Raw genomic sequence first — 1,134 nt, 5'->3', positions numbered from 1 at the left:
CGCGCCGCGGCGGCGAGCGCCGGGATCAGCGCGGCGAAGTCGGGCCGGCCCATGCGGGCGTGGGTGAGGCCGGCGCCGAGCAGCGCGTGGCCGTCCTGGTACTGCCAGCCGCGGATCTCGCTGATCCGGCCGAGGCCGACCAGCGCGGCGGGCCTGAGCTGCCCGGAGTTGACGGCCGCCATGAGGTCGGTGCCGCCGGCGACGGGGACCGCGGCGGGCATGGCGGTCAGGGCCGCCACCGCCTCGTCCAGCGTCGTGGGCAGCGTGACGGCCTGTGCCGCCTGCGGTGCGTGCGTGGTCAAACCGGCTGCCCCTTCCCGCTGCCCCACCTGGTCGCGCCTGTGCTGCCGTACGGTACGTGCTGACAGGGCGGACGTGGCAACTCTGGCACATCTTCGCAAGGCTCGGACGCGCGGGTCGGCCAAGGGGTGTTGACCCACTCCATCGGGGGGATGGTCCGGTTTACACCGGCATCTCGGGATGGGTCCGATTGACCCTCTTCGGCGATGTCACGGGTGGTTCTCCCGTTACGCGCCGGGGCGGGCGTCCGCGCGCACGGGGGCCGGGGGCTCCGGCTCGACGGGCGGTCCGGCGAAGGGCCTGCCGGGCACTCCGGGGCGCCGCTGCCAGGGGCGGGGGCCGCCGGGCGGGCGGTAGGCGACGCCGAGGGCGTCAAGTCGCCGGTAGTGGGCGCCCATCCGGCGCTCGAAGTCCGCGAGGTCCCGCTCCGCGGGCGCGGGCAGCGGACTCCAGGCGACCTCGGCGAACGCGGCGAGCCGGGGGAAGACCTGGTAGTCCACGCGTCCGGCGTCCTCGGTCACCTCGGTCCACACATTGGCCTGGGCGCCCAGCACATGGCGGGCCTCCTCGGCGGTGAGGCCGTCCGGTACGGGCTCGAACCGGTAGACGTCGGCCAGGGTCCGGACGTAGCCGATGGGCACCGGTTCGTCCTCGCCGGGCGCCTGCCGGTGGTCGAGGTACACGTGCTGCTCGGGGCACATGACCACGTCGTGCCCGGCCCGCGCGGCGATCCGGCCACCCCGGTGCCCGCGCCAGGAGGAGACGGCGGCGCCGGGCGGGAGCGGGCCGTCGAGGATCTCGTCCCAGCCGATCATCCGGCGCCCGCGCGCGGCC

2 protein-coding genes are annotated in these 1,134 nt (G+C 75.9%); both read right to left on the bottom strand.

Annotated features, from left to right (window positions below; genetic code table 11):
- Positions 1-302: FAD binding domain-containing protein (locus GT030_RS24625; RefSeq protein WP_202460518.1), on the bottom strand; the 302-nt coding region annotated here is incomplete at its 3' end.
- 225 nt (positions 303-527) lie between these two features.
- Positions 528-1,134, bottom strand: a 607-nt coding sequence (locus tag GT030_RS24620) for a family 20 glycosylhydrolase (RefSeq protein WP_161202973.1), incomplete at its 5' end; no start/stop codon positions are given.

The sequence above is a fragment of the Streptomyces sp. SID1328 genome, assembly GCF_009865595.1.
GTDB classification, from domain to species: domain Bacteria; phylum Actinomycetota; class Actinomycetes; order Streptomycetales; family Streptomycetaceae; genus Streptomyces; species Streptomyces griseoluteus.
Note: the sequence above shows the minus strand (reverse complement) of the source record. Positions and strands in the feature narration are given on the sequence as shown.